This is a genomic window from Streptomyces sp. NPDC002845 (assembly GCF_053591955.1).
In genome coordinates this window covers 1-26,247 of record NZ_JBSFUU010000078.1, presented here as the reverse complement: position 1 = coordinate 26,247, position 26,247 = coordinate 1, and the positions used below count along the sequence as shown (strand labels likewise).

27 protein-coding genes and 2 pseudogenes are annotated in these 26,247 nt (G+C 71.4%); 13 read left to right on the top strand and 16 right to left on the bottom strand.

Features of this window, described 5'->3' with window-relative positions; all coding sequences use genetic code 11:
• Positions 1–7 precede the first annotated feature (7 nt).
• Positions 8–445: a DUF4442 domain-containing protein gene (locus ACWD3C_RS38135; RefSeq protein ID WP_451151516.1), complete on the bottom strand. Its 438-nt coding sequence runs from the start codon at positions 443–445 to the stop codon at positions 8–10.
• Positions 446–600: 155 nt separating this feature from the next.
• Here ACWD3C_RS38135 and ACWD3C_RS38130 point away from each other — a divergent pair, with 155 nt between their 5' ends.
• Both ACWD3C_RS38130 and ACWD3C_RS38125 read left to right on the top strand, forming a co-directional pair.
• Entirely contained in the window at positions 601–1,605 is a 1,005-nt protein-coding gene (locus ACWD3C_RS38130; RefSeq protein ID WP_451151478.1) for a hypothetical protein, read from the top strand.
• 83 nt (positions 1,606–1,688) lie between these two features.
• A pseudogene (locus ACWD3C_RS38125) lies at positions 1,689–2,982 on the top strand (MFS transporter).
• On the opposite strand, the gene ACWD3C_RS38120 reads toward ACWD3C_RS38125, so the two are convergent.
• From ACWD3C_RS38120 to ACWD3C_RS38110, 3 genes are all read right to left on the bottom strand, one after another.
• A complete protein-coding gene (locus ACWD3C_RS38120; protein WP_451151476.1) occupies positions 2,944–3,789 on the bottom strand; it encodes a spermidine synthase in 846 nt (281 codons plus the stop codon). The pseudogene ACWD3C_RS38125 and the gene ACWD3C_RS38120 sit on opposite strands and share 39 nt — an antisense overlap.
• A 96-nt stretch (positions 3,790–3,885) precedes the next feature.
• A complete protein-coding gene (gene tuf, locus ACWD3C_RS38115) occupies positions 3,886–5,055 on the bottom strand; it encodes an elongation factor Tu (RefSeq protein ID WP_451151474.1) in 1,170 nt (389 codons plus the stop codon).
• Between the two features lie 353 nt (positions 5,056–5,408).
• Positions 5,409–6,143, bottom strand: a complete 735-nt coding sequence (locus tag ACWD3C_RS38110; protein ID WP_451151472.1) for a DNA alkylation repair protein — start codon at positions 6,141–6,143, stop codon at positions 5,409–5,411.
• A 49-nt stretch (positions 6,144–6,192) separates the two neighbouring features.
• Between ACWD3C_RS38110 and ACWD3C_RS38105 the strand changes: the two genes are divergently transcribed.
• Positions 6,193–6,996, top strand: a complete 804-nt coding sequence (locus ACWD3C_RS38105) for a TVP38/TMEM64 family protein (protein ID WP_451151470.1) — start codon at positions 6,193–6,195, stop codon at positions 6,994–6,996.
• 31 nt (positions 6,997–7,027) lie between these two features.
• Here the strand turns inward: ACWD3C_RS38105 and ACWD3C_RS38100 are convergent, their stop codons facing one another.
• The 4 genes from ACWD3C_RS38100 to ACWD3C_RS38085 form a co-directional block, all read right to left on the bottom strand.
• On the bottom strand, positions 7,028–7,270 hold the full coding sequence (locus ACWD3C_RS38100) for an alpha/beta fold hydrolase (protein WP_451151468.1): 243 nt from the start codon (positions 7,268–7,270) through the stop codon (positions 7,028–7,030).
• A 396-nt stretch (positions 7,271–7,666) separates the two neighbouring features.
• On the bottom strand, positions 7,667–8,407 hold the full coding sequence (locus ACWD3C_RS38095; protein WP_451151466.1) for a cupin domain-containing protein: 741 nt from the start codon (positions 8,405–8,407) through the stop codon (positions 7,667–7,669).
• The gene (locus ACWD3C_RS38090) at positions 8,401–9,336 is read right to left on the bottom strand and encodes a DUF6807 domain-containing protein (protein ID WP_451151464.1); all 936 of its coding nucleotides are present in this window, start codon (positions 9,334–9,336) and stop codon (positions 8,401–8,403) included. The genes ACWD3C_RS38095 and ACWD3C_RS38090 overlap by 7 nt, the downstream gene beginning before the upstream one ends.
• Complete coding sequence (locus ACWD3C_RS38085) at positions 9,333–10,541, bottom strand: Gfo/Idh/MocA family protein (RefSeq protein WP_451151462.1); 1,209 nt, start codon at positions 10,539–10,541, stop codon at positions 9,333–9,335. Before ACWD3C_RS38085 ends, ACWD3C_RS38090 begins: the two co-directional genes overlap by 4 nt.
• 354 nt (positions 10,542–10,895) lie before the next feature.
• Between ACWD3C_RS38085 and ACWD3C_RS38080 the strand changes: the two genes are divergently transcribed.
• From ACWD3C_RS38080 to ACWD3C_RS38065, 4 genes are all read left to right on the top strand, one after another.
• Entirely contained in the window at positions 10,896–11,768 is an 873-nt protein-coding gene (locus ACWD3C_RS38080) for an undecaprenyl-diphosphate phosphatase (RefSeq protein WP_451151460.1), read from the top strand.
• 280 nt (positions 11,769–12,048) lie between these two features.
• Positions 12,049–12,372 carry a hypothetical protein gene (locus ACWD3C_RS38075; protein ID WP_451151458.1) on the top strand — a complete coding sequence of 108 codons (324 nt, stop codon included), beginning with the start codon at positions 12,049–12,051 and terminating at the stop codon, positions 12,370–12,372.
• Positions 12,373–12,417: 45 nt separating this feature from the next.
• Entirely contained in the window at positions 12,418–12,597 is a 180-nt protein-coding gene (locus ACWD3C_RS38070; protein WP_451151456.1) for a hypothetical protein, read from the top strand.
• Positions 12,594–13,196, top strand: coding sequence for a chloramphenicol phosphotransferase CPT family protein (locus ACWD3C_RS38065; protein ID WP_451151454.1), 603 nt, complete (start codon positions 12,594–12,596; stop codon positions 13,194–13,196). Before ACWD3C_RS38070 ends, ACWD3C_RS38065 begins: the two co-directional genes overlap by 4 nt.
• 130 nt (positions 13,197–13,326) lie before the next feature.
• On the opposite strand, the gene ACWD3C_RS38060 is transcribed toward ACWD3C_RS38065, so the two are convergent.
• Both ACWD3C_RS38060 and ACWD3C_RS38055 read right to left on the bottom strand, forming a co-directional pair.
• A complete protein-coding gene (locus tag ACWD3C_RS38060; RefSeq protein WP_451151452.1) occupies positions 13,327–14,511 on the bottom strand; it encodes a GDSL-type esterase/lipase family protein in 1,185 nt (394 codons plus the stop codon).
• A 53-nt stretch (positions 14,512–14,564) separates the two neighbouring features.
• Complete coding sequence (locus ACWD3C_RS38055) at positions 14,565–15,134, bottom strand: TetR/AcrR family transcriptional regulator (RefSeq protein WP_451151450.1); 570 nt, start codon at positions 15,132–15,134, stop codon at positions 14,565–14,567.
• 70 nt (positions 15,135–15,204) lie between these two features.
• Here ACWD3C_RS38055 and ACWD3C_RS38050 point away from each other — a divergent pair, with 70 nt between their 5' ends.
• Complete coding sequence (locus ACWD3C_RS38050) at positions 15,205–15,696, top strand: FBP domain-containing protein (protein WP_451151448.1); 492 nt, start codon at positions 15,205–15,207, stop codon at positions 15,694–15,696.
• A 78-nt stretch (positions 15,697–15,774) separates the two neighbouring features.
• Here the strand turns inward: ACWD3C_RS38050 and ACWD3C_RS38045 are convergent, their stop codons facing one another.
• Positions 15,775–16,380, bottom strand: a complete 606-nt coding sequence (locus ACWD3C_RS38045) for a DUF4291 domain-containing protein (RefSeq protein ID WP_451151446.1) — start codon at positions 16,378–16,380, stop codon at positions 15,775–15,777.
• A 96-nt stretch (positions 16,381–16,476) separates the two neighbouring features.
• On the opposite strand from ACWD3C_RS38045, the gene ACWD3C_RS38040 reads away from it, so the two are divergent.
• Together ACWD3C_RS38040 and lnt are read left to right on the top strand one after the other, a co-directional pair.
• Positions 16,477–16,935 (top strand): nuclear transport factor 2 family protein, encoded by a 459-nt coding sequence (locus tag ACWD3C_RS38040; RefSeq protein ID WP_451151444.1) that lies wholly within the window; start codon positions 16,477–16,479, stop codon positions 16,933–16,935.
• An 82-nt stretch (positions 16,936–17,017) separates the two neighbouring features.
• Positions 17,018–18,595: an apolipoprotein N-acyltransferase gene (gene lnt / locus ACWD3C_RS38035; RefSeq protein ID WP_451151442.1), complete on the top strand. Its 1,578-nt coding sequence runs from the start codon at positions 17,018–17,020 to the stop codon at positions 18,593–18,595.
• Here lnt and ACWD3C_RS38030 read toward each other — a convergent pair.
• Complete coding sequence (locus tag ACWD3C_RS38030; RefSeq protein WP_451151440.1) at positions 18,507–19,424, bottom strand: Gfo/Idh/MocA family protein; 918 nt, start codon at positions 19,422–19,424, stop codon at positions 18,507–18,509. The genes lnt and ACWD3C_RS38030 overlap by 89 nt on opposite strands.
• Positions 19,425–19,433: 9 nt before the next feature.
• Entirely contained in the window at positions 19,434–20,636 is a 1,203-nt protein-coding gene (locus tag ACWD3C_RS38025; RefSeq protein ID WP_451151438.1) for an FAD-dependent monooxygenase, read from the bottom strand.
• A 110-nt stretch (positions 20,637–20,746) separates the two neighbouring features.
• Here ACWD3C_RS38025 and ACWD3C_RS38020 point away from each other — a divergent pair, with 110 nt between their 5' ends.
• From ACWD3C_RS38020 to ACWD3C_RS38010, 3 genes are all read left to right on the top strand, one after another.
• Positions 20,747–21,355 carry a TetR/AcrR family transcriptional regulator gene (locus tag ACWD3C_RS38020; RefSeq protein ID WP_451151436.1) on the top strand — a complete coding sequence of 203 codons (609 nt, stop codon included), beginning with the start codon at positions 20,747–20,749 and terminating at the stop codon, positions 21,353–21,355.
• A 37-nt stretch (positions 21,356–21,392) separates the two neighbouring features.
• Complete coding sequence (locus ACWD3C_RS38015) at positions 21,393–21,905, top strand: DinB family protein (RefSeq protein ID WP_451151434.1); 513 nt, start codon at positions 21,393–21,395, stop codon at positions 21,903–21,905.
• 163 nt (positions 21,906–22,068) lie between these two features.
• Complete coding sequence (locus ACWD3C_RS38010; protein WP_451151432.1) at positions 22,069–22,596, top strand: hypothetical protein; 528 nt, start codon at positions 22,069–22,071, stop codon at positions 22,594–22,596.
• Between the two features lie 242 nt (positions 22,597–22,838).
• Here ACWD3C_RS38010 and ACWD3C_RS38005 read toward each other — a convergent pair.
• The 3 genes and pseudogenes from ACWD3C_RS38005 to ACWD3C_RS37995 form a co-directional block, all read right to left on the bottom strand.
• Positions 22,839–23,057, bottom strand: a pseudogene (locus ACWD3C_RS38005) (hypothetical protein); the annotation flags it as partial.
• Between the two features lie 516 nt (positions 23,058–23,573).
• Entirely contained in the window at positions 23,574–24,257 is a 684-nt protein-coding gene (locus tag ACWD3C_RS38000) for a uracil-DNA glycosylase (protein WP_451151430.1), read from the bottom strand.
• Positions 24,258–24,388: 131 nt separating this feature from the next.
• On the bottom strand, positions 24,389–25,969 hold the full coding sequence (locus ACWD3C_RS37995) for an ABC transporter substrate-binding protein (protein WP_451151428.1): 1,581 nt from the start codon (positions 25,967–25,969) through the stop codon (positions 24,389–24,391).
• Positions 25,970–26,247: the final 278 nt, after the last annotated feature.

Genomic DNA, 26,247 nt, shown 5'->3' with positions numbered 1-26,247 from the left:
CGGCGCCTCAGCCGTTGGGGCGCAGCGTCCAGACGACGGTCATCTCGCCGGTCACGGCGCCGTCGGCGCGCTGGATGGCGATGGAGACGGGGAACTCGGGCCGCTGACCGGCGTCGAGTTCGGCGACGACCTCGGCGGCGGGACGGCCGAGTGTTGCGGTGGCCGTGACGGGGCCCACGGCGAGCTTCCGGTACGCGATCTCGGCGCTGACGGCGAGCGGTACGGCGCGGGAGAGCTGCTCCCCGAACGCGGCGAGCACGATCGCCCCGCTGGCCGACTCACCGAGGGTGAACATCACTCCGGCGTGCGGCCCGCCGACGTGGTTGTGGTAGTCGCTCTGGTCGGGCAGCACCACCACGGCCTTCTCCGGCGTGGTTTCAAGGAACTCCAGCTTCAGGGTCCTGACCGTCGGCACTGTGGCGGCGAGCATCTCGCCGATCGACATCTGGTCTTCGCTCATGCACGGATGTTACCCACGAGTAGACAGCGTTGGCCAGGGCCGACGGGTGAGTGCCGGATCACCGTCCCCGGCTGACCGGTACATGCCTGACGAAGGGCGGTGACCGAAACGTGTCATGGGCGGCACTAGGGTTACTGCCCATGTGGCCAGGACAGCAGCAGCCGCCCGGGGGCGAGCAGAATCCGCAGGACCAGAACCCGTACCAGCAGCCGGGGTACCAACAGCCGAATCCCTATCAGCAGGGCGGGTACCAGCAGCCGAACCCGTACCAGCAGCCGCAGTGGGGCACGCCCGCGCCCATGGGCGCCCCTCAGCCGCCGAGCGGCGGAGGCGGTGGGAACAGGACGAAGCTCACCGCGATCATCGCGGCCACGGCCGTCGTCGTCGCGGCCGGTGTCACCGGCTTCCTCGTCCTCGGCGGGGACTCGGACGACGAGGCGGGCGGCGGCGAGGCCTCCAAGTCGCCCACGGCGTCGGTCGAGACGTCGTCGAGCCCGAGCGCCACCACGGACGACAACCCGCGCAACAACGAGCAGGAGAAGGCGACCATCGACGGCTGGAAGGTCGTCGTCAACCCCCGGTTCGGCACCAAGTTCGACGTGCCCGCCGACTGGGAGCTCGACAGCACCGACACGAGCGTCGGCTTCGAGTGGGAGGAGAAGGACGGCGAGTTGGACCGGACCACGGTCACCGCCCCCGCCTACCTCAAGTCCAAGTGGTGCTCCAGCGACGACGACAAGGACGGCCGCCAGGAGGACACCGCGCTGGCCACCGCCGGAACACGTGGCGAGAACGGTGCCAAGAACGCGGACGAGGCGGCCGAGACCCGGGTCCCCTGGTGGATCTTCGGCGGCTACACGCAGCCGGACAAGAAGAGCGTCAAGTTCGACAAGCCGAAGGCGTACACCACGACTTCGGGCCTTGAGGGAAGCGTGGCCACGGCGCACTCGGAGAACACTCCGCAGAACGGGAAGTGCGACAGCGAAGGAAAGGCGATCACCTTCGCGTTCAAGAACGGCGCTGGCGACTTCGTCACCTGGAACCTGTACGGCGCCAAGGGCGTCGACGACGAAATCCCGGAGGAGACGGTCCAGAAGATCCTGAGCACCGTGCGCCTCACCGAGGAAGCGCCCACGGACTCGTAGCGGGCACGTTCCTGGCCTGAAACCCGTTTCCCGGTCTGAAACCCGTTTGGCAAGGCCGGCCTCACCGCAGTGATTGTCGCGAGGTGATCTCCACCGCCGACTTCCGCCGCCCCGCCTGGGCCGGCCGCAACTACACCCTGCTGACCGCCGCCGCGTTCGTCACGAACCTGGGCAGCCACGGCGCCCTGATCGCGGCGGCGTTCGCGGTCCTGGAGTCCGGCGGTGACGTGGGCCTGGTGGCGATGGCGCGGACGCTGCCGCTGCCGCTGGTGCTGTTCCTGCTGATCGGCGGCGCGGTCGCGGACCGGCTGCCCCGGCACCGGGTGATGGTCTCGGCCAACACCCTCAACTGCCTGTCCCAGGCGTCCTTCGCGGCACTCGTCCTCACCGGGGACCCCCAGCTCTGGCAGATGATGCTGCTGTCCGCGCTCGGCGGTACAGGGCCGGCGTTCTTCAGCCCGGCCGCCGAGGGCATGCTGATGTCCTCCGTCAGCGGGGAGCAGGCGAGCCGTGCCTTCGCGCTGTTCCGGATGGCGCTGACGGGGGCGGCCCTGAGCGGCACGGCCCTGAGCGGGGCGATGGTCGCCGCGATCGGCCCCGGCTGGGTGCTCGCCGTGGACGCGGCGGCCTTCGCCGTCGCCGGGGCGCTGCGCGTCTTCCTCGACGTGAGCCACATCCCGGAGGGCGCACCGGGCGGCGGCATGCTCGCCGATCTCCGGGAGGGCTGGCGGGAGTTCACCGGCCGGACCTGGCTGTGGGCGATCGTCGTCCAGTTCTCCCTCGTCAACGCCGTCGTCGTCGCCGACGACGCGGTCTACGGCCCCCAGGTCGCCCGGGACCATCTCGGCGGGGCGGCCCCGTGAGGCCTGGCGCTCGGTCTGTACAGCGCCGGCAACGCCGTCGGCGCGCTGCTGATGATGCGCTGGAAACCGCGCCGGATGCTCCTCGTGGGCACCCTCTGCGTCTTCCCCTTCGCCCTCCCGTCCGCCGCCCTCGCCGTACCGACACCCCTCGTCGTCCTGTGCGTGGCCATGTTCGTGAGCGGACTGTCGATCGAGGTGTTCGGCGTCGCCTGGAGACCACGCTGCACCAGGAGATACCCGAGGAGAAGCTGTCCCGCGTCACGGCGTACGACATGTTCGGCTCCTTCGCGATGATCCTGCTGGCCACCTCGCTGGCGGCCCGGCGGAGGCGGCCTTCGGGCGTACGGAGGCGCTGTGGGGCTGCGCGGCACTGACCGTGGCGGCCACGGCGGCGGTGCTGTGCGTACGGGACGTACGGAATCTGACCCGGCGTAGCAAGCCGGTGGCCCACGGTGCGCCGGACGCGGAGCCCGGTTCAGCCGATGCTGAAGGCGCCGTCGGGCGGCTCGGGTGAGGGGACGGCGTCCTCGTCGTGCACGGGGGCGGCGGCGCCGGTGAAGTCCCGTAGGGCGGAACCGTGTTCGACCCGCGCGGGGAAGGCGTCGGCGGCTGTGCGGCGGGCCAGGGGCGCGGTGTCGAGCGGGTGGTGGGCGGCGAGGAGGACGGCGTTGCCGAAGCGCCGGCCGCGCAGCACGCCCGGCTCGGCGATCAGCACGAGCTCCTCGAACACCGTGGCGAACGTGGCCAGTTGTGACCGCAGGAAGGCGAAGGGCGCGGCGTCGGCGAGATTCGCCAGATAGACCCCGTCCGCCCTCAGCACCCGCTCGGCGGCACGCGCGTACGCCATGGTCGTCAGGTGCGCCGGGACCCGCGAGCCGCCGAAGACGTCGGCGACGATGACGTCGGCCGAGTCCGCGGGAGCCGCCTCCAGCCAGGAGCGGGCGTCGGCGGCGTGCAGGGCGACACCGGCGCCGTCCGGGAGCGGCAGCTGCTCGACGACCAGCTCCAGCAGGGCACGGTCGGCCTCGACGACATCCTGCCGGGAGCCGGGCCGGGTCGCCGCCAGATACCGGGGCAGGGTGAGCGCACCACCCCCGAGGTGCAGCGCGTCCAGCGCCCGCCCCGGCTCGGCGACCGTGTCCAGCACATGGCCGAGCCGGCGCGCGTACTCGAACTCCAGATGCGTCGGCTCGTCCAGGTCCACATACGACTGGGGCGCCCCGTCGACCGTGAGCAGCCAGGCCCGCTTCCGGTCGACGTCGGGCATGAGCTTGGCAGTCCCCTGGTCGGTGACCCGGGTGACGGGTATGGGCTCGTTCACGGTTCCATTGTGCCGTTGTGCGGCGCCCCCGAGGGGCGTGGGGGACTGCGCGACCAGCCACAACGGTCCCGCAGTCCCCCACGCACGGCACGTCCCTCACTCCACGGCGGTGACGGTCCCCGCCCCGACGGTCCGCCCACCCTCACGGATGGCGAAACCGAGTCCCGGCTCCAGAGGAACCTCACGCCCCAGCTCGACGGTCATGGAGACCGTGTCACCGGGCCGGGCCACGGCCACCTCGCCCAGGTCGACGTCACCGACCACATCCGCGGTACGGATGTAGAACTGCGGCCGGTAACCCGTCGACACCGGGGTCGTACGACCGCCCTCGCGCGCCGACAGCACGTACACCCGCGCCGAGAACCGGCGACGCGGCACGACACTGCCCGGCGCGGCCACGACATGCCCGCGTCGGACGGAGTCCCTCGGCACCCCGCGCAGCAGCAGCGCCACGTTGTCCCCGGCCTGCGCCTCCTGCATGGGCTTACCGAAGGTCTCCAGGCCGGTGACCACGGTCTCCACGTCGGCGCCGAGCACTTCGACGCGGTCGCCCACATGGATCGTTCCGCGCTCGACGGCGCCCGTGACCACCGTCCCCCGGCCGGTGATCGTCAGCACGTTCTCGACGGGCAGCAGGAACGGCGCGTCGAGGTACCGCTCGGGCATGGGCACATACGTGTCCACCGCGTCGAGCAGCGCCTCGACGGACGCCGTCCAACGGGGGTCCCCCTCAAGGGCCTTGAGCCCGGAGACCCGTACGACCGGTACGGAGTCGCCGCCGTACCCGTGCGCGGTGAGCAGTTCCCGGACCTCCAGCTCCACGAGGTCGATGAGCTCCTCGTCGCCCGCGTCGGCCTTGTTGAGGGCGACGACGATGTGGTTCACGCCCACCTGGCGGGCGAGCAGCACGTGTTCGGCGGTCTGCGGCATGATCCCGTCGAGCGCGGAGACGACGAGGATCGCCCCGTCGAGCTGCGCGGCCCCCGTGACCATGTTCTTGACGTAGTCGGCGTGGCCCGGCATGTCGACGTGCGCGTAGTGCCGGGTGTCGGTCTCGTACTCGACGTGCGCGATGTTGATGGTGATGCCGCGCGCGGCCTCCTCCGGCGCACGGTCGATACGGTCGAACGGTACGAAGGTGGAGGCGCCCTGCTCGGCGAGGACCTTGGTGATGGCGGCGGTCAGGGTGGTCTTGCCGTGGTCGACATGGCCCATCGTGCCGATGTTGAGATGCGGTTTCGTGCGGACGTAAGCCGTCTTGGACATGGCGGTACCTCGAAGCCTGTTCAGTGGTACTGAAGTGAAGTACTTCAGCGACGGCCCCGGCGTCGGAAACGGCCGGGACTTCGGACCCCGAGGTCTTGCCGACCCTCCCCCTGCGGGGTCCGCCGGAATGTCCGGGAAGGGTCAGCTTCGGGCGCCGTCGGCAGCGGCCGGAGTCAGCGGGACGGCAGCCTTCGGGGCATCCGCGAGTGCGGATGCTGCGAGGTGGAAGGCGTGCCGGAACATGACGTCGATCATCGCCGACGCGTTTGCCCACGTCGAATGGTTTTTCGTGGTACGGGAGCCGGGTGGGGCTCAGGCGCCGAGCGGTTCGTCAGGGGCCGGTGATCCTTGCTTCAGGGGCCGATGTTCTTCAGGGCTTCCCGCACCGACAGCGGCGACAGCCGGGCGCGCTCCCGGGCCACGAACTCCCGTACGGCGTCCGGCTCCGTCTTCGCGTACTCGCGCAGACACCAGCCGATCGCCTTGCGGATGAAGAAGTTGGGGTGCCCGGACTGACGTACGCAGTAGGCGAAGAGCCGTTCCGCGTCGGTCGCCTGCTTGTAGCGCAGTTGGTGGAGCAGGGCCGTGCGCGCCGCCCACAGGTCGTCGTCCTCGATCCACGCGTCCATATCGGCCTTCAGCCCCGGATCGGCGGCGACAAGGCCTCCCACCACGTGGGCGGCGAGGGCGTCGACCGTGTCCCACCAAGGGACCGTGGTGGCGAGATGGCGCGCCACGGGCAGGAAGCCGGACGAGAGATGCTTCACATGACGGCGCAGGTAGTCGACGGCGAAGTAGTGGTACTCCCGTTCCGGGAGTTGCCAGCAGCGCAGTGCCACGGCCGTGCAGTCGGCCTCGTCCGGGCGGGGCGTGTCCGCCACGACGGTCCGGGACAGGGACCGGCGAAGAGGCGTGGTCAGGCCCAGGAAGGGCGCGACGTCCTTCATGTACGCGCGTATCACGACGGCCCGCTCCGGGTCGGCCGCAGCGGCGTACGTGGCCGTGAGCCGGGTCAGGAGGGTGTCCGCGAGGACGCTGTCCGGCACCGCGATCGGCACACCTGCCGTTCCCGAAGCTGTGACGTCCATGAGACGAACCATACGGCGAACACACACACGGGTCGGTTACTGTCGCCGAATGCTCGATGCCACCACCCGCTCTGGGGGCACCGCAACGGCCCTTCCCCAGGCCGCCGCCACGGAGTTCGCCATCGTGACGGCCACTTCCGCTGTCACAGCCACTTCCGCTGTCGCCGCCGCGCCCATGGGCCGCGCCGGCCGCTGCGCCAGAGTGCTGTTCTCGCCCTGGTCCCGGTTCTCGCTGCTCGTGGCGCTGCTCGCGGGGGCCGCGTCGAGCGTGCTGCTGTTCGAGCCGCAGCGCCTGCTGGCCGACGGCTGGCCGCCACAGCTCGGGGGTGCGGCGGCGGCCGTGGTGTTCGCGGTGGCGTACGGGCTGTGCACGGTCGCGTTCGTGCCCCGGCCGCTCCTCAACCTCGCCGCGGGCGCCCTCTTCGGCTCCGAGCTGGGGCTGGGCTCGGCGCTCGCGGGCACGGTCCTCGGGGCCGGCATCGCGTTCGGGCTTGGCCGGATGCTCGGCCAGGACGCGCTGCGCCCGCTGCTGCGCGGCCGCTGGCTGCGGGCGGCCGACGGTCAGCTCAGCCGCCACGGGTTCCGTTCGATGCTGGCGGCCCGGCTGTTCCCCGGGGTGCCCTTCTGGGCCGCCAACTACTGCGCGTCCGTCTCCCGCATGGGCTACCTGCCCTTCCTCCTCGCGACAGCCCTCGGCTCCATCCCGAACACCGCCGCGTACGCCGTCGCCGGTGCCCGCGCCTCGACGCCGACCTCGCCCGCCTTCCTGATAGCGATGGCCTGCATCGCCGTACCGGCTCTGGTCGGCGCGGTGGTGGCCTGGCGGAAGCGGCACCACCTGCGGGGCCACTGACGAGCCTGGCGCACGAGGGCGGCGGCCCGGATCACTCGTGTTCGCGGCAGAACTCGCGGACCCGCACCTCCTCCGGTGGCAGGGAGCCCTTCCAGCTGGCGTACGTGTCGATCAGGATCAGGGTCCTGACCAGCTCCGCTTGGTGGCGGTACAGCTCAAGGACGACGGTCCCGCCCCAGGAGAGACCTGCGACGTGGGCGGGGCCGAGCCGCAGCGCCTCGATCACGGCGGCGAGGCAATGGGTGCAGTCCGCGAGACCGAACCCGGGCGACACGTCCGAGGAACGGCCCGACCCGGTTCGTCCCAGGCCACGACCGTGAAGTCGTCGGCCAGAGCCGCGAGCTGCGGCTGCCACGTACGGCTGTCGACAGCCGCGCCATGCGCGAGGACCAGGCGCGGCCCGTGGCCCACACGCTCGTAGGCGACCTCGACTCCGCTCACCCGCACCGTCGGCATGACACCGGTAAGCGCCCCGCGGCGGAGCCGCTGATGTCACCGCCCCGCGCCCCTTTGGGGCACCGCCGAACCGCACCGGACTTCGCAGGCCCCGCTCAGGCGCGGCTGATCACGGTGTCGCGGCGGCGAGCACCGTGGCCACCGGATGCTCACGGGCACCGCACCAGACGACCGAAACCCCGAGCCCCGGCCCGCACCGCCAGGACCGGCCCGCTCAAGCCCCCTTGTACACGTCCAGCCGCCCGCACATCCCGAACTTCCCGTACGCCAACGGCTGCTCGGCCCGTACAAGCGCGTCGGCGAGGTGGGACGCGTCGCCGCGCTCCAGTCGGTCGAGTTGTTCGTCCGTGACCGCGGCGGCTGCCTGGGCGCCCTGCTTCCACCGCTCCCGCCATGCGGCGAGCCGGGGCCGTACGAGCGCGGCGGCGGCCCGGTGGAAGGCGGCCAGGGGTTCGGGGCCGTCGGCGTCGCGCAGGGTGCGGTAGCCCTGCAGGGCGAGGTCGCGCCGGGCCCGGGCGACCCGTGCCTGCTCCTCCTCGGGGGCGTCGGCCGGGATGACGGTGGCGGCGGCGTAGGTCTCCGGGTCGGTCAGGTACTCCGGCGGCAGGGTCAGCACCGCGTCGCCCGCTTCCGGGAGCCCGCTGTTCTGCATGAGGACGGTGATGCGCAGGTCGTCCTCGTTGACGAGCCGGTGGATGGTGCCGGGCGTGAACCAGGCGACCGTGCCCGGTGCGAGCGGCGTGACCTCGTACCCGGACGCCGTGAGTGTCTGCACGGCCCCGCGCCCGCCGGTGACGACGTACGCCTCCGAACAGGTCAGGTGCATATGGGGAGTTCCGCCGCAGACGCCGTCCGCGGCGGGCCAGTCGTAGACGGACAGGTGGGAGACGGCGACGCCTCCGGGGAGGCCGCCGAAGCCCTGCCCGTGCCGGACCGTGTCTTGCGGGCTCACCACGTCTGCGCCTCCAGATACTTGGTGATCTCCTCCCGTTCCCAGGCCCCGTCGGCCACGACGACCCGGTAGCGGCGGGTGAGGGTGTCGCCGGGGGCGAGTTCCAGCTCGTCGTAGAAGGCCCAGGAGGGGGCGACGGCGGCGAAGGGCTCGTTGCGGACGAACCAGTGGGCCGGGTGGTTGCCCTCGGCTCCGGCGTGGTCGTTCTCCGGGGCGTGCGCGAAGACGAGGGTGGCGTGCCCGTCGACGCCGTCGTGCTCCGCCGAGTAGGCGAGCCATGGCGCCTGCTTGCCCATCAGGTCGGGCCCTTCGGCGTCGGGCCCGACGATCCGACCGTCCCGGAAGCCACGGGGGCCGCGCCAGAACAGGCCCGTGTAGCCCGCCATCTCGCGCCCCGCCGTGGTCGGGCTGCCGAACAGCAGCGGCTCGTCACGGCGGTTGGTGACGGCGCTCGTCCAGGTCAGCGCCCATGAGCCCGCCGCCGGGTCCACGTCGTGCACCTCGATCCGGCGCTCCTCGTCGGCCCACAGTTCGCCCGTGTACGGGTGCCAGGTGAGCCGCTCGGCGATCACGGCACGGCCGCCGTCCGAGGCGACCTCGTCGAAGCCGACGTGCGCCATGGACCCGACGCGCTCCGGCAGTTCGAGGTAGCCCTCGCCGTGGACGTAGCAGTTGCCGCCCCACAGGTTCTGGCCCGACAGGTGCGAGGCCGTCATCTGTAGGCCCTTGTGCCAGCGGTGGTCGTTGGGCCGGTAGTCCGTGACGACGGCGCCCGCCAGGGTCCTGATCGGGTGCAGATACGGCTTGGGTGCCTCCCAGGCCGCCTCGGGCCGGTAGACGTAGCTGAGCAGTTCGACGCCGGTGGTGGGTTCGGTGACCGTGATGCGGTCGCCGTGGGCGTGGACGAGGCGCGGGCCGTCGTGGAACGTCATGCGGGGATCTCCTCACTCTCGGCGGACGCAGTCGCCTCGGTCACCACGGGTGCCCAGCCGGGCGCGCCCCCGTGCAGCGCGGTGTAGTAGGGGTCGCCGGGCCCGATCTCCCCGGCCCGTACGGTCGTGTCGGTGAACGCCGACTTGTACAGCGCGGTGATCAGCTCCAGGCTCGTACGCCCGTCCGCACCGCTGCTGCGCGGCCGCTCCCCTGCGCGCATGCTCGCGACCAGCTCCCGCAGCTGGGCCAGGTGCGAGCTCGGCACATCCGCGCCGAAGTCCTGCCAGGCCGCCGCGTCCGCTTCGAGGACGTCCGGGGCAGGCGTGATGCGCCAGTTGCCGTTGCTGTGGCCGTACAGATGGGTCAGTTCGACGGTGGCGCGCTCGCAGTCGATGCGGATGCGGCTGACCTCGTCCGGGCTGAGGACGCTGTTGACGATGGTGGCCATGGCGCCGCTCTCGAAGCGGACGAGGGCGGTCGAGACGTCCTCGGTCTCCACGTCGTGGACCAGGCGCCCGGCCATGGCCCGCACCTCGCTCCACGGGCCGAGGAGGTCGAGCAGGAGGTCCATCTGGTGGATGCCGTGTCCCATGGCGGGCCCGCCGCCCTCGCTCTGCCAGCGGCCGCGCCAGGGCACGGCGTAGTAGGCGGCGTCGCGGTACCAGGTGGTCTGGCAGTGCGCCACGAGCGGGCGCCCCATGGCCTGCGCCGCGATCAGACGCCGTACGTGCTGCGCGCCCGAGCCGAAACGGTGCTGGAAGACGATCGAGGCATACGGGCCGCCGTCGGTGCCCTCCTCCGCCTCGACGGCGTCGAAGTCCGCGAGCGTGGGGACGGGCGGCTTCTCGCACCACACCCAGGCGCCGGCCCGGAGCGCGGCCACGGTCTGCTCGCGGTGCAGGGTCGGCGGGGTGCAGATGGAGACGAGGTCGGGCCGCTGCTCCGCCAGCATCCGGTTCAGGTCCGTGTACGCGTGCGGGATGCCCTCGTCCGCGCAGAACGCCTTGACCGCGTCGGCGTCGATGTCGACCGCGGCGACGACCTCGGTCTCGCCCTCCTCGGCGAGTTCGGCGAGCGCGGGCAGATGGGAGCCGCGGCCGATGGCGCCGGTGCCGATGATCGCGGCTCTGATCCGGCGGCCGGCGAGCGGGGCGGGACCGTGCTCGGTGGGGTCGGGACTCGTTGCGTTGCGGGGTGTGGGCATGGACGTGATCAGCACTCCAGTCGGACGTGACGTCAGACGTTTTCCAAAGACGTTTTCCAACGCCTGATGGCTCCGGAAGCCCGGTGGCAGCAAGCGCTTTCCCTCCGCTCCGCAACGTATGTGCGGACATGCTGACCGGTCAACACCCCCGGCGGCGGGGTTCCAGCACGTGGCGCCCGCTTCCGCTTCTCCCGGCACCCGTCGCCCGCGGGTGCCCGCGAAGCCCCTGTGACAGCCCTGTCCCCGAGGGACGCTAGGCTTCCCCAGGCACCCGTGATCACGCGACCCGCGGCACGGTATACCCCCGTCTCCCTGTCGGCCCTCACACGATCAGCGCTTGGACTACAAAACCTCATGTCTTGGTTTGAATCCCTCATCCTCGGACTCGTCCAGGGGCTGACCGAGTTTCTCCCCATTTCCTCCAGCGCGCACCTGCGCCTGACGGCCGCGTTCTCCGGCTGGGAGGACCCGGGGGCGGCCTTCACCGCGATCACCCAGATCGGTACGGAGGCCGCCGTGCTGATCTACTTCCGCAAGGACATCGCGAACATCGTCTCGGCGTGGTCCCGCTCGCTCTTCAACAAGGAGCTGCGCGGGGACCACGACGCGCAGATGGGCTGGCTGGTGATCGTCGGCTCGATCCCGATCGGCGTGCTCGGCGTGACGCTCAAGGACCAGATCGAGGGACCGTTCCGTGACCTGCGGATCACCGCGACCACGCTGATCGTCATGGGTATCGTGCTCGGCATCGCCGACCGCCTGGCCGCGCGCGACGAGGCCGGCGGCAAGCACCGGGCGCCCAAGCAGCGCAAGACCCTGAAGGACCTGGGCGTCAAGGACGGCCTGATCTACGGCGTCTGCCAGGCCATGGCCCTCGTCCCGGGCGTCTCCCGCTCCGGCGCGACCATCAGCGGCGGCCTCCTCATGGGCTACACCCGCGAGTCCGCGGCCCGCTACTCCTTCCTCCTCGCCATCCCCGCGGTCCTCGCCTCCGGCCTCTACGAACTCAAGGACGCGGCCGAGGGCGGTCACGTCTCCTGGGGCCCCACCGCCTTCGCGACGGTCATCGCGTTCCTGGTCGGATACGCGGTCATCGCGTGGTTCATGAAGTTCATCACGACCAAGAGCTTCATGCCGTTCGTCTGGTACCGGATCGTGCTCGGCATCGTGATCGTCGTACTGGTGTCGACGGGCACGTTGAGCCCGCACGCGGGCGAGTCGGGCTGAGCCCGGTCCGTCTCCGCACGCCGTCCCATGGCCCTGGCCCAGCAGTTCGCCCGCGTCACCCCGGAGTACCTGGCACGGTGCCGCGAGTCCGCACTCGACTCACCTGACGCGACCCCGGGCCGGGGCCCTCCGCCCGCTGATCTCCTCGACGCGGACTGGGGATTGTGGGCCCTCATGCGGTACTGCCGCACCAGCGAGCCTCCGGGACCTGGCCGAGCTGCTCGACCGGACGACGTCGCCCACCCCCAGCGGCGAGGTCGCCTTCCTCGATCACCTCGATGTGTACGACGGGTTCGGCGAGCCGCCCGCACTGCACGAGCCCGACGCCGTCGGCGACATCGCACGCGCCCTCCGGGGCGTGGACATCGACCGCGTCCTCGCGGGCCTGCCCCGCTCCGACGAGGAGGCGGCCTCGGCATGCGGTCTGCGCGGCTTGCAAGGCGACGTACACGGCCGGCTGCGCGAACACTTCGTCGCCGCGAGGGAGTTCTTCAGTGTGGCCGTGTGGCCGCAGAGCGGGGACGATGCGTTCTCGCCTGGATCGACTGACACAGCCGACGGCCCCGAACTCCCGCGCGTGACCAACCACATACGTTACGAGTAGCCGGGCGGTAGCGCAGTGTCAGTTCTTGCGCCTACGCTTGTCCGCATGTCCCCCGATTCCATGACCCCTGGTTCCGTACGGTCAGCCGCCGACTTAAACGAGCAGATCCGAGCGCTGTGGATACGCGCGGGCGGGTCCTTGTCGGCGCAGGAGCGCGCGGAGTACGAGCTGTTGGTCGTGGAGTGGGCCGCGGCGATCCGCGGTGAGGTCATCGAGGCGGCATGAGGGCAGCGGGGTTGAGAGCCGCGCGGGAGCAGTGCCCCGAGCGGCCCGGCGGTCTCGTCATCTTCCTCAACGGCACGTCCAGTTCGGGAAAGTCGAGCATCGCCGCCGAGCTGCTGCGGACACTCGACGAGCCGTACTTCCACATGCCGGTCGACGCGTTCCACGCGATGCGTACGCGCCAGGAGATCGCCCCCGAGCGACTCCCCGCCGTCCTGCACCACACCTGGCGCGGCTACCACCGGGCCGTCGCCGGCATGGCCGCCGCCGGCAACAACGTCGTCGTGGACCACGTGCTGAGCGAGGAATGGCGCCTCCAGGACTGCCTCGACCTCTTCGTCCCCGAGAAGGTCGTCTTCGTCGGCGTGCACTGCCCCACGGGCGAACTGGAGCGCCGAGAGCGCGAGCGCGGAAACCGGCCGCCGGGGCTGGCCGCACGGCAGTCGGAGCAGGTCCACGCACACGGGATCTACGACGTCGAGTGCGACACCAGCCGCGCCGATCCGGGCCAATGCGCCCGCCTCATCAAGGAGTTCCTGCCCCTCAGGCCCACGCCCACCGCGTTTCGGCGTCTGCTCGACAAGCGTCCGCAGGCCGACTGAGTCTCCACGGCGCCCACACGCGGGAGTCGGTTCCAGGCGGTGGGGGCGGGCCGATCCGCACCTGTTGCCGCCGCTCACGGTGCGTCTCGTCGCCGACCATGGGTGGCGGGTGGCGCGGCAAGGACCGGCTTCAGGAACTGCGCTCGGTGAAGGGGCCGTTGCCGGTGAAGGTGAGCTCGGCGAAGTGTTCGCCGATGCGGCGATGGGTGGCGGCGTCCGGGTGCAGGGCGTCGGGCAGCGGGAGTTCGGCGGCGTCGGCCTCGCCGTAGAGGTCGCGGCCGTCGAGGTGGTGCAGGTGCGGGTCATCGGCAGCGCGCTGCTGAACGATCCGGGCGAGTTCTTCCCGGATGACACCCAGCGTCAGCTTCCCGTGCGCGCGCTCCGCCGGATCGCCCATGGCGACGAACCGCAGGCGCCCGGTGCCGAGTCCGCCGAGGTCCGGCGCGCTCGGGCCGGGCGTGTCCTCGTGGATGGGGCACAGGATGGGCGAGACGACCAGCAGGGGTGCCGTGGGGTGGCCTTCGCGGACGGTGTCGAGGAAGCCGTGGACGGCCGGGGTGAAGGCACGCAGCCGCATCAGGTCCAGGTTGACCAGGTTGATGCCGATCTTGACGCTGATCAGGTCGGCGGGGGTGTCCCGCAGGGCACGGGCGGTGAACGGGTCGAGCAGGGCGCTGCCGCCCAGGCCCAGGTTGATCAGTTCCACGCCGCCGAGGGAGGCGGCGAGTGCGGGCCAGGTGGTGGTGGGGCTCGCGGCGTCGGAGCCATGGCTGATCGAACTGCCGTGGTGCAGCCACACCTTGCGGCCCCGGTCCGGTGCGGGCTCGACGGGCGCGTCGGTGCGCAGGGCGACGAGTTCGGTGGTCTCGCTGTACGGCAGCCAGATCTCGACGTCCTTCACGCGGTCGGGCAGGCCGGTGAAGCGGAGGGTGCCGACCTGGCCGGGCCGGCTCTCGGCGGTCCCGGTGGTCATGTCGATGGTGAGGGTGTTGCCGCCGCTCACGGTGGCCTGGTCGGTCAGGCAGCCGTCCACCAGCAGGTCGTACGCGCCGTCCGGGCGGGGCGGTGCGCCGACGTAGACCCGTTTGGTGGGGAGCGTGTCCAGTTCGACGGCGGTGGCCCGGGTGCGGAAGACCAGCCGTACGCCGGAGGGCTGGGACTCCGCCATGGCGAGCTGTCCGTCGGCGCACTGGGCGCGGGCCCGGGCGGGCAGCCGGTGCGGCAGCACACCGTGCGCGGTGCGCTCCAGGTCGAGGGCGCCGCGCAGGAGGTCCGCGGTGACGGGCGTGGTGATCCAGGTGTGCTCGGTGTGCATGGCCTCGGCTTGTCGATCGGGGTTACGGATGGCTCGAAGGACGCCGATGCGGGTCAGGGCGAGGGCCAGTTCCGCAGGAGGGCGTCGAGGGCGTCCAGGACCCGTGCCCAGGTTTCCTTCGTGTCGGGGGAGCTGTGGCTGAACCCTCCCCCCATCTCCAGGCTGACGTAGCCGTGGAAGACGCTGCCCAGCAGGCGGACCGCGTGCGTCTGGTCCGGCTCCGTCAGGTCGTAACCGCGCAGGATCGCCCGCGTCATGTGCGCGTGTCTGACACCTGCGCTGGCGGCCGCCGTCTCCGGGTCGAGTCTGAGCTGGGCCGCCGTGTAGCGGCCGGGATGTTCCCGGGCGTAGTCGCGGTAGACGTCGGCGAAGGCGGTCAGGGCGTCCTTGCCGGCCCGCCCGGCCAGGGCGTCGGCGGCCCGGTCGGCGAGTTCCTCCAGGGCGAGGAGGGCGATCCTGGTCCTGAGGTCCTGGGAGTTCTTCAGGTGCGAGTACAGACTCGCGACCTTGACATCGAACCGCCGGGCCAGCTCCGAGACGGTCACCTGGTCGAAGCCGACCTCGTCGGCCAGCTCCGCTCCGGCTTGGACCAGGCGTTCCGTGGTCAGTCCTGCGCGTGCCATGCCCTTCCTCCCATTCGCCGGACTCGATTATGCGTTTGCCTAATAGCTTTAGGCAAATTAGCCTGCGCTTATGGAGCCACTGACCGAGCAAGAGATCCGGGCCGCGTTCGTGAACTGCACCAAGGGCGAGGCGAAGCGCCTCTCCGTCCCGCGTGACCTCGCCGACCGTCCCTGGGACGACCTGGACTACCTCGGCTGGCGAGATCCCCAGGCGCCCGACCGCGCCTACCTCGTCACCGAACTGGACGGCCGCCCGAGGGCCCTCGCCCTGCGCTGCCCCGGCCCCACCTCCTGGCAGACCCGGCGCAGCATGTGCTCCATGTGCCTGACCGCCCACACCGGCGGCGTCTCCCTGATGGTCGCGCCGAAGGCGGGGAAGGCCGGACAGCAGGGCAACTCGGTGGGCGCCTACCTGTGCAGCGACCTCGCCTGCTCGCTCTATGTACGGGGCAAGAAGGACGCGGGCGTCGGCGCACGCCTCCACGAGACGATCACCCTGGAGGAGAAGATCCGGCGGACCGTGGCGAACGTGGCCGCGTTCATCGCCAAGGTGACCGCATGACCCCGGCAGCCGCTGTTCCACGTCCGCGTCGAACACCCCGGACGCCACGACGCCGACACGGACGCCGCCCGAATCACCTCACCCTCGCAGATGCGCCACCACGTCGTCGTCCAGCGGATACGGCCTCTCCCCCGGCAACAGTACCGACGCCCGGTCGAGTTCTCCCGCCCGCACGAGCCCGTGGATCTCGGTGGCCAGCGGCGTCACATCGTCGATGCCCACGATCCACTCATCGGCGTACCGGGCGGCCGCCTCCCCCGAGAGCCCCAGCTGCAAGGACCTGTACGGCAGCGGACTCAGCCTCAGATCACGCTCCGGGTCCCACTGCACCCGCGCGGGCGCCCGCCTCAACTGCCGCCGCCAGGCGGCCCGGTCCGCGTGCAGCCCGGAAACGTAGTGCGACAGGCAGGAGCTCCGCAGCGCCCACTCGAAGCCCTCGCGGCTGATCTCGACGGCCAGCACGGTCTCCTGCCCTTCCTTCGTACCCCAGCCGCAGCGGTACATCATCCAGAGGAACGACGGCTTGATCCAGGTCATCCGTTCCCGCTTACACATCGACGGGAAGCGGCCGTCGCGCGCGGCCGGGCCGCCGATCTCGCGAGGGTAGGCCTGATAGACGGTGAGCGTGGACGGCGTATGGCGGGCGCGGACACGGAACTTCGGCTCGTTCGGGAGATCGTTCACGGAGACCAGATTCGACGGTCACGACACGCCGGGGCCACCGAATATCCCTCTGCACGCCCCTTGGCGCGTCCCGTGCCCAGCCTCAACACTGAGCCGATGACGCAGCGTGTGGAGCTCGCGACCGTGATGGACCGGCTGGCCGTGGACGGGCTGATCACCGAGTACGCGGTGGCTGTCGACGACGGTGACTGGGAGGCGTACCGGGGACTCTTCGCACCGGACGGGCGGGCGGACTACCGCTCGGCCGGCGGCATCGAGGGGGACGTCGTCAAGGTCGCCGAATGGCTCGGCAGGAGCATGGATCTGTTCGCCGTGCGGCAGCATCTGATCGTGAACCGGCGGGTGCGGTTCGGGCTCCTGGAACAGGACACCGGCGACACCGCCCACGTGCAGGCGGACTACGTCAATCCCATGCGCTTGGCCGCCCCGGACAGCGGCTCCACGGCACCCGACTTCGTGTGCGGCGGCCGCTACGCCTTCGCCCTGCTGCGCACGCCCGACGGCTGGCGGCTCCGCGAGGTCGTGGTCCAGGAGAAGTGGCGCCGGGCCCCGTAACCGCACGCCCCGAGGCCCTCTGTCGGTGATCGTCTCCGGCGCGCACACTGGAGGTGAGCACCACCGGGGAGGGAGGCTCCGTATGAAGACACCGGACAGCGTGCTCGCCTCCCCGTGGGGCCGCCGCACGGCTGCCGTACTGGCCGGGGCCCTGCCCGTGCTCGCGTTCCCGGAGCCGTCCCTGTGGTGGTTCGCGTATGTCGCCCTGGTCCCCTGGATGCTGCTGATCCGCTCGGCCCCGACGGCCAGGCGGGCGGTCTACGACGGCTGGCTCGGGGGCTTCGGCTTCATGCTGGCCATGCACCACTGGCTGCTGCCGAACCTGCATGTGTTCACGTTCGTCCTCGCCGCGCTGCTCGGTGTGCTGTGGGCCCCTTGGGGCTGGCTGGTCCGCCGCTTCCTGGGCGGTGCGCCCTCGCCGGGGCTGATCGCCGCCGCGCTCCTCGTCCTGCCGTCCGGCTGGCTGACGGTCGAGCTCGTCCGTTCCTGGCAGGGGCTGGGCGGCCCCTGGGGTCTGCTCGGGGCCAGTCAGTGGCAGGTGGAGCCCGCGCTGCGGCTCGCCTCGGTCGGCGGGGTCTGGCTGCTCAGCTTCCTGGTGGTGGCCGTCAACGTCGCGGTGACCGTGCTCGTCGGTGTACGGCGGTCCCGTGTCCCCGCGGTCGCCGGACTCGTCGCCACGGCCACCGCCACCTCGGCCGCCTGGGTGTGGTCGCCGCGCCCCGATGTGGACGGGAGCGTCCGTGTCGCCGTCGTCCAGCCCGGCGTCGTCCACGGCCCCGACGCGCGGTTCGCCCGCGAGGAGGCCCTCACGCGGCAGCTCGCCGGCCAGGGCCAGGACCTGGACCTGATCGTCTGGGGCGAGAGCAGCGTCGGCGCCGACCTGGCCGAGCGGCCCGACCTCGCGGACCGGATCGCCGCGCTGTCCCGCGAGACGGGGACCGACATCGTCGTCAACGTCGACGCCCGCCGCTCCGACCGCCCCGGCATCTACAAGAGCTCGGTGGTCGTCGGACCGCAGGGCCCGACCGGTGAGCGCTACGACAAGATGCGGCTGGTGCCCTTCGGCGAGTACGTCCCGGCGCGTTCCGTACTCGGCTGGGCCACCTCCGTCGGCGAGGCGGCCGGTGAGGACCGCAGGCGCGGCAGCGGTCAGGTGGTGCTGGACGTCGGGGGCGGGCTGCGGGCCGGGCCCTTGGTCTGCTTCGAGACCGCGTTCCCGGACATGAGCCGCCGTCTCGTCGAGGACGGCGCCCAGTTGCTGCTCGCGCAGTCGGCGACCTCGACGTTCCAGCAGAGCTGGGCCCCGGAGCAGCACGCCTCGCTGGCCGCGCTGCGGGCCGCCGAGACCGGCCGCCCGATGGTGCACGCGACCCTCACCGGCGTCTCCGCGGTCTACGGCCCGAGCGGGGAGCGGATCGGCGACCGGCTCCGCACGAGCGCCGGCGCGGCGGCGGTGTACGAGATTCCGCTGGCCTCCGGCGTCACGCCGTACGTCCGGTTCGGTGACTGGCCGGTGTACGCCGCGCTGCTGGTGCTGGCCTCCCTGGGCGGCGCCGAGGCCGTACGGTCGATCAGGCCGCGCCGGAGCCCGACGGCCCCTCCACCGCACGTACCACCCGCTCGCAGAGTTCGTGAGTCGCCAGCGCGTCCCGGGCGCTGAGCACCTTTCCCGCGCGGACGGCGTCGAGGAAGGCCAGCACTGCCTGCTCGACACCGCGCTGCCGGGCGACCGGCACCCAGTCCCCGCGGCGCCGTATCGACGGCTGGCCCTTGTGGTCGATGACCTCGGCGAGGTTGACCACCTGGCGTTTGGTGTCCTGCCCCGACACCTCCAGGATCTCCTCCCCCGAACCGCTCAGCCGGTTCATCACTCCGAGCGCTGTGAAGCCGTCGCCCGACAGCTGGAGCACGACGTGGTGCAGCAGCCCGTCCTCGGCGCGGGCGCGCACGGTCACGTCGTCGACCGGCCCCGGCAGCAGGAAGCGCAGGGTGTCGACGACGTGGATGAAGTCGTCGAGGATCATCCGGCGCGGCAGCTCCGGCAGCCCGATGCGGTTCTTCTGCATCAGGATCAGCTCGCGTGGATGGTCCGCGCACTGCGCGTACCCCGGCGCGTACCGTCGGTTGAAGCCGACGGCGAGGCTGGTGTTCCGCTCCTCGGCGAGCCGCACGAGCCGCTCCGAGTCGGCGAGTTCGTACGCGAGCGGCTTGTCCACGTACGTCGGCACGCCCGCCTGGAGCAGCCGCTCCACGATCTCCGGGTGCGCCTCGGTGGGCGCGTGCACGAAGGCCGCGTCGAGGTCCGCGGCGAGCAGCGCGTCGAGGTCCGCGTGCCGCTGTGACCGAGGCAGGTGCAGACCGTCCGCGACCCGGGCGAGCGTGGCGGGGGTGCGGGTCTGCACGTGCAGTTCGACCCCGGGCAGGGTGCCGAGCACCGGCAGGTAGGCCTTGCGCGCGATGTCGCCGAGTCCGATGCAGCCGACCTTCACAGGGTTCTCCTAGGGCTTGCCGACACGTGCCTCGTCGGAAGCATACGGCTGCTGCGGCGGGCGCCAGTCGGCGATTTCGTCGAAGCTCCGCAGGAAAAGCGCCGGTCCGGCCTTGGACACACCGGCGATCACCGCGTTGCGTACGGCCATGCCGGCCCGGTTGCGCATCAGGTTGAGCCGGGCGACGCCCACCGCCTTGCGGGCGATCTCCGTCGTACGGGGCAGACGTGCCGCCGTGTAGGCGGTGAGGTCGTCTGCGTGGTGGGCGAGCACGATCGCGTCCTCGATGGCCTGGTTGCCGCCCTGCCCGAGGTTCGGCGGCATGGCGTGCGCGGCGTCCCCGAGCAGCGCGACCCGGCCCCGGTGGAAGGCGGGCAGCGGGTCGGCGATGTGGTGGACGTCGTGGCGCAGGACGTCCTCGGGGCGCGCGGCGGCGAGGACCGCGGGAATCGGGTCGTGCCAGTCGCCGAACAGCCGCAGGAGCTCGGCCTTCTCGTCGTCGGCCGCGCGCCCGCCCGCGGGGGTCATGGCGGCGGCGTACGCGTAGACCCGGCCGTCCTTCAGCGGATGCGTGCCCCAGATACGGCCCCTCCCCCACGTCTCGTGCGAGGAGAAGCTCAGCCCCGGCACCGGGATGACGACACGCCAGGTGGTGAAGCCGGCGTAGGCGAGGCCGGGGTGGTCGGGGAAGAGCGTGGCGCGTACGGCGGAGTGGATGCCGTCGGCGGCGACGACCAGGTCGGCTTCGAGTTCGCCGTCCGGGGTGGCGACCCGGGCGGGGCGTCCGGCGGCACCGGGGTCGCTCAGTGTCGCGGCGGCCGATACGCGGACGGCGGCGTCGGGGAGGAGTGCGGCCAGCCGGTCGATGAGGTCGGCCCGGTGGAGGAGTACGAGCGGTCCCCCGAAGCGTTCCTCCGCCGCGGCGGCACTGGAGCGTGAGAGCCAGCGGCCGCCGGGGGTGCGCAGTCCGCCGTCGCCCTGCCAGGCGGCGAGGGCGCGGATCTCGTCGCCGAGCCCGATGACGTCGAGGGCGCGCAGGGAGTTGGGGGCCAGGGAGATCGCGGCGCCGACGGGTTCGAGGGAGCGGGCCCGCTCCAGGACGGTGACGCGCAGTCCGCGCCGGTGCAGCGCGACCGCCGCGGTGAGGCCTCCGATGCCTCCCCCGATGACGACGGCGTGGGGCGTCCTGGACGTCTTGTGCCCGTGTGTCATGGCTCCTCCTGGTCGGCCCATGGAACTCGTCCACCCGGCGGACACTACACCTGTAGTGTCCGCCGGACTCGACCGTACTACAGATGTAGTTCTGCGGGTAGATTGATCCCATGTCCGTACACCCCGCCCTCGGCCGGTCCCGCGCCGACCTCATCGCCGACACCGCCCTCGCCCTGCTCGCCGAGCGCGGGATGCGCGGCCTCACGCACCGGGCCGTCGACGAGGCGGCCGGGCTGCCGCAGGGCTCGACCTCGAACCACGCGCGCACCCGGCAAGCGCTGCTGGAGACGGCGATCCGGCGGCAGGCGGATCAGGAGGCGCGGGTGCTCACGCCGGACGAGATGCCGGACCCTCGAGGCGGCCCCGACGCGCTCGTGGACGGGCTCGCGACGGCCCTGCACCGGTACCTCACCCACCACCGCGAGCTGCTCGTCTCCCGCTACGAACTCGCCCTGGAGGCCACCCGGCGGCCCGAGCTGCGGGAGTTCTACGACGCGGCCGGGAAACAGTTCCGGGATCCGCTGACCGCGCTGGTCACGGCCGCGGGGTCGGCCGACCCGGCCCGGCATGTGCTGTCGCTGGTGGCGTGGTGCGACGGGATGATGTTCTCCTGCGTGGCCGGGTCGTACCACTCGGCCGTACCGGACCTCGACGAACTGCGCGCCGGATTCCGGGAGTTGCTCGACGGGATGCTGACCGGCCCGCACTCCGGGAAATGAGTGGGAGCCCGCCGCCCGCTCGGCGAGAATGCACCCCATGCCGATCAAGCGCACCGAGCCCGCCGTGAACGCCGACGAGCGGTCCACGCTGGAGGCATTCCTCGACTACCACCGCCAGACCCTGGAGATGAAGTGCGAGGGACTCACCGACGCCCAGCTCCGCACCGCCACGGTCCCGCCCTCCGAGCTCTCCCTCCTCGGCCTCGTCCGGCACATGGCGGACGTGGAGCGGAGCTGGTTCCGCAAGGTCCTGGTGAACGACGATCCCGGCCCCATCTACTACAGCGAGGCTGACCGGGACGGCGAGTTCCACCTCACCGAGCAGGACACCTGGGCGGAGGCGTACGCGACCTGGCAGGGCGAGATCGCCATCGCGCGGAGCAACGCGGCGCGCTTCGCGCTGGGAGACGTCAGCGAGGGCAGGAGCAGATTCACCGAGGAAGCCATCAGCCTCCGCTGGATCTACACCCACATGATCGAGGAGTACGCGCGCCACAACGGCCACGCCGACCTGATCCGGGAGCGCATCGACGGCGCCACCGGGGAGTGAGCGCCCGCCCCGCCGTGGCATGAGCCGACCGGCTCACCCGAGCGACCAGCCTCACCAGGGAGCGGGCACCCGGCGTCACAGGCGGACACGGACATCACCCGTGTGGGGCATCCCTTGGCCAGTCTCCTCCCCAAAGCAGGCCGGACACAGCAGAGTTGCGCGGGTGCATCGAACGACCACCACCGCAACGCTCCTGGTCACCATGGCTGTCTCGGCCCTCTCGGGCTGTGTGACCGTGCAGCACCCGCCCTCAGCGCCCGGCTCACCGGGCGTCCCGTCCCCGCCGTCCGAGCCCCGCCCGGACGGCGTCGCCGAGACGCAGGTCGTGCAGGCCCCGGCGCGGGAGGCCCTGGAGCTGATCGGCCCGCCACGGCGATCCCCGTCGAGCGCGCCCCCGGCTCCCCGGGCCGCCGCCCCCACCCCCGCTGCCACCCCCGCGGCCGCTCCGGAGCAGCAGCCCACCGTGCCGCGGCCCCGCACCGAACGGCCCGCCGCCCCGAAGCAGCACCACCCGAAGCCCCGCCACCCGGAGCCACACCGCCCCGAGCTGTCCCAGCCCCACGTCACGGTTCCGCCCGTCCCGGAGGCCCTGCCCGAGAACACCGACGTCTGCGCACTCGGCAGGAAGTACGGCGGCTGGGGCAAGGACACCCCGCAGGCGGTCATCTGCAAGGACATGTACGGGCGTTGAGGTGGACGCGGACGTGTGGGGAGGCGGCCCCACGCCGGAGCCGAGTCCCGTGACCGAGCGACGCCAAGCGCTCCGCTGGAAGTCCGGTGCATCGCCTGCGGGTTCGTCGTGGCTGGTCGCTCCCCCAAGTTCTCGGCTTCGCTCGAACCCGGGGGGACCCCCATCGCGGCGGAGCCGCATATGTCACAGCCCCGCGCCCCTTTGGGGTGCTGCCGAACCACACTGGACTTCGCTGGACCTGCTCAGGGCCGCTGTCTCGGCGGCCCAGGCGTCTCCCCTCCCGCGGAGCCCTCCTCGTCGAGCTGGAGTTCCAGGCGTCCGATGGCCACCCGGATGCCCTCGCCGTAGCTGTCGTCCCCCAGGGCACCGACCGCGCCGCGGGCCCGGGTCAGCTGGGTGCGGGCGGCTTCGCGGCGGCCGAGCTTCACATAGTCGGCGGCGAGGTTGAGGTGCAGCGAGGGGTTGGCAGCTGTTCGCCGAGGAGTGCGCATGAGGTCGTTTTAGCTCGATCATGTGATGGTCCGGTCGCAGGCTTGCGGTGCCCTGGGCCGACTGGGTTAGCGTGATCATGCGATCTGGGACGCCGGGTACGGCGCCAGCGTGCGGGGCCCCTGCTCCACCGGAGTGATGGTTCAGGGCCTCCCCGTCGCCTCCGGCCGTATCCACATGGCCAGGTCGTAAGGGAACTGGCCTCCCGGGATCGGACCACGCACGGGATGCGTGTCGCCGCCCCGGGGTTGAGTACGCCGGGGACCAGTTCACCCAAGACCGTTCGGGGCGTGCGGCTGATCGAGCTCACTCCCGCTCAGTCTTCAGGAACGGTAGAAGGCGCGGACCGCGAGCGAGTGGTGGTGCTCGGCCACCCGCCCGTCGGTGAGTTCGTCGGCTGCCGACAAGGCTCAGGCGGCTCCGTACGCCGCCGGGCGGGCGGCGTACGGAGGCGGCCCCGGGCAGCGTACGGCGGAGCGACCCCGGGCTCAGCCCAGGTTCGGGATCGTCCAGTCGATCGGCTCGTGCCCCTGCCGGGCCACCGCCTCGTTGATCTGCGTGAACGGACGGGAACCGAAGAACTTCTTGGCGGACAGCGGCGAGGGGTGCGCGCCCTTCACCACCACGTGCCGCTCCTGGTCGATCAGCGGGAGCTTCTTCTGCGCGTAGTTGCCCCACAGCACGAACACCGCCGGGTCGGGCCGCTCGGCCACCGCGCGGATCACCGCGTCCGTGAACCTCTCCCAGCCCTTGCCCTTGTGGGAGTTGGCCTCGCCGGCGCGGACGGTCAGCACCGCGTTGAGCAGCAGCACGCCCTGCTCGGCCCACGGCATCAGATAGCCGTTGTCCGGGATCGGCATGCCCAGCTCCGCCTGCATCTCCTTGTAGATGTTGCGCAGCGAGGGCGGCGTCTTCACACCGGGCCGCACCGAGAAGCACAGCCCGTGGCCCTGCCCCTCGCCGTGGTACGGGTCCTGACCGAGGATCAGCACTTTGACCCGCTCGTACGGCGTGGCGTCCAGCGCGGCGAAGACCTCCTCACGCGGAGGGTAGACGGGACCCTTGGCCCGCTCCTCCTCGACGAATTCGGTGAGCTCCTTGAAGTAGGGCCTCTGGAGCTCCTCGCCCAGGACGCCGCGCCAGGACTCGGGCAGCATGGCGATGTCGGTCACGTCAACTTCCTCCGGTGTGCGGTCACTTCACGACCGCTGAGCGCGCGGTCATGCACGGCCGCGCGGGGCACGGCCGCCTTCGGACCACGAACTTACCGGCGCCCACTGACAATCGGGCCCGTCACCCGGAACTACCAGCTGGTCTTCCGGTACAGCTCCCACACCACCATGATCGTCGCCGGGTCCAGGACCCGCTCGCCGCCACCGATCTCCTCGCTCATGGCCACGTACTGCTTGCCCTGCCACAGCGGCAGCAGCCGGGCGTCCTCGACGAGGATCGCCTGCGCCTGCTCGAACTCCTTGCCCACGGCCCCTCGGTCGCTCTCCCGGCGCGACTCGGGCAGCAGCTGCTCGGTGATCTCCAGGGTCTCGTACGGCGTACCGAGCGCGTTCTGCTCGCCGACGAAGGGGGCCACGAAGTTGTCGGCGTCGGGGAAGTCGGGGAACCAGCCACGCCCGAACACCGGGTACTCGCCCTTCTGGTAGCCCTCCACGTACTCGTTCCACGGGCGGCTCTTCAGCGTGACGGTGAACAGGCCGGAGTCCTCCAGCTGCCGCTTCAGCTCCTCGAAGGCGGGCTCGGTCGAGGAGCCGTAGCGGTCGGTCGTATACCAGAGAGTGAGCGGAACGGGGTCGGTGATGCCCGCGTCCTGGAGGATCTGCCGGGCCTTGTCCGCGCTGGGGGAGCCGAAGTTGTCGAAGTAGTCCGTGGTGTGCCCGACCAGGCCCTTCGGGATCATGGAGTACAGCGGCTCGACGGTGTCCTTGTAGACCGTGTGGGCGAGCGCGGGGCGGTCGACGACCTGGGCGACCGCCTTGCGGACCGCCGGCTTCTTGGCCCACGGGTCCTGGGGGTTGAACACCAGGTAGCTGATCTCGGTGGTGGCGTTCTCGACGAGTTCGAGGCCCTCTTTGTTCCGGTTGCTCTGCAGGTCGACGATGTCCGTGGCGGCGAGGCCCCGGTAGGTGACGTCGATGTCCTTCTTCTTGAGGGCGTCGACCATCGTGGGCGAATCCTGGTAGTAGCGGATGGTGACCGCGTTGTTCCTGTGGTCCGCGAAACCCTTGTAGTTGCCGTTGCGGACGAGTTCGGCCTTGTTTCCCTCGTCGTAGGAGCGGAGGGTGTAGGGGCCGGAGCCGAGGACGCCACCGTCCTCGCGCAGCTTGTCGGCCGGGTACTTGTCGGGGGCGACGATCGACATGGCGGGCGTGGCCAGCACGAACGGGAAGGTGGCATCGGGCTTGTTGAGGTGGAAGACGACCTCGCGGTCGTCCTTGGCCTGCACCCGGGAGAGGCTGCCCAGCAGGCCCGCGGGGCCGCCGGGCACGTTGATCTCCAGGATCCGGTCGATCGAGTGCTTGACGGCGTTCGCGTCGAGGCCGCTCCCGTCGGAGAACTTCAGGCCCTCCCGCAGGACGCAGGAGTACACGGTGTTCGAGGTGTCCGTGAACTCGCAGCTCTCGGCCGCGTCGGGCTCGGGCACGGTCGCGCCGGCGGGGTAGTTCAGCAGGGTCTGGTAGACGTTGCGGAACAGCTCCCAGGAGTTGTCCCAGGAGGCCGCCGGGTCCAGGGCGCTGGGGGAACTGGTGGTGCCGACGACGATGGGGTCTTCGTCGTCGGAGGAATCCGAGGAGAGGACACCGCATCCGGTGACCAGGGATATGGATGTGACAGCCGCCAGCTGACGCAGAAATCTCTCGCGGTTGAACACGCGCACGCTCCTCGATCGGACGTACCACAAGGGTTGGCAGACCTTACCGCAGTGCTCGGGTCGGCCGAATCTCTGTCTCACCGTGCGTGCGGCCGGACATCCTGTGACCGGGCCGTCAGGCCCCTGTGAAGCCCTTGTGGAAGCCCTCGTGGCGGACGCCGGTACCGGTCGGCAGAGTCGCTGCCGACCCGGACCGGCGGCGCCCCTCCACGTGACCCCACCCCCCCGGGGTGGGAGGTTCCGCCGGCGGTAAACACCCGCTGCCCCCGGACCCCCAG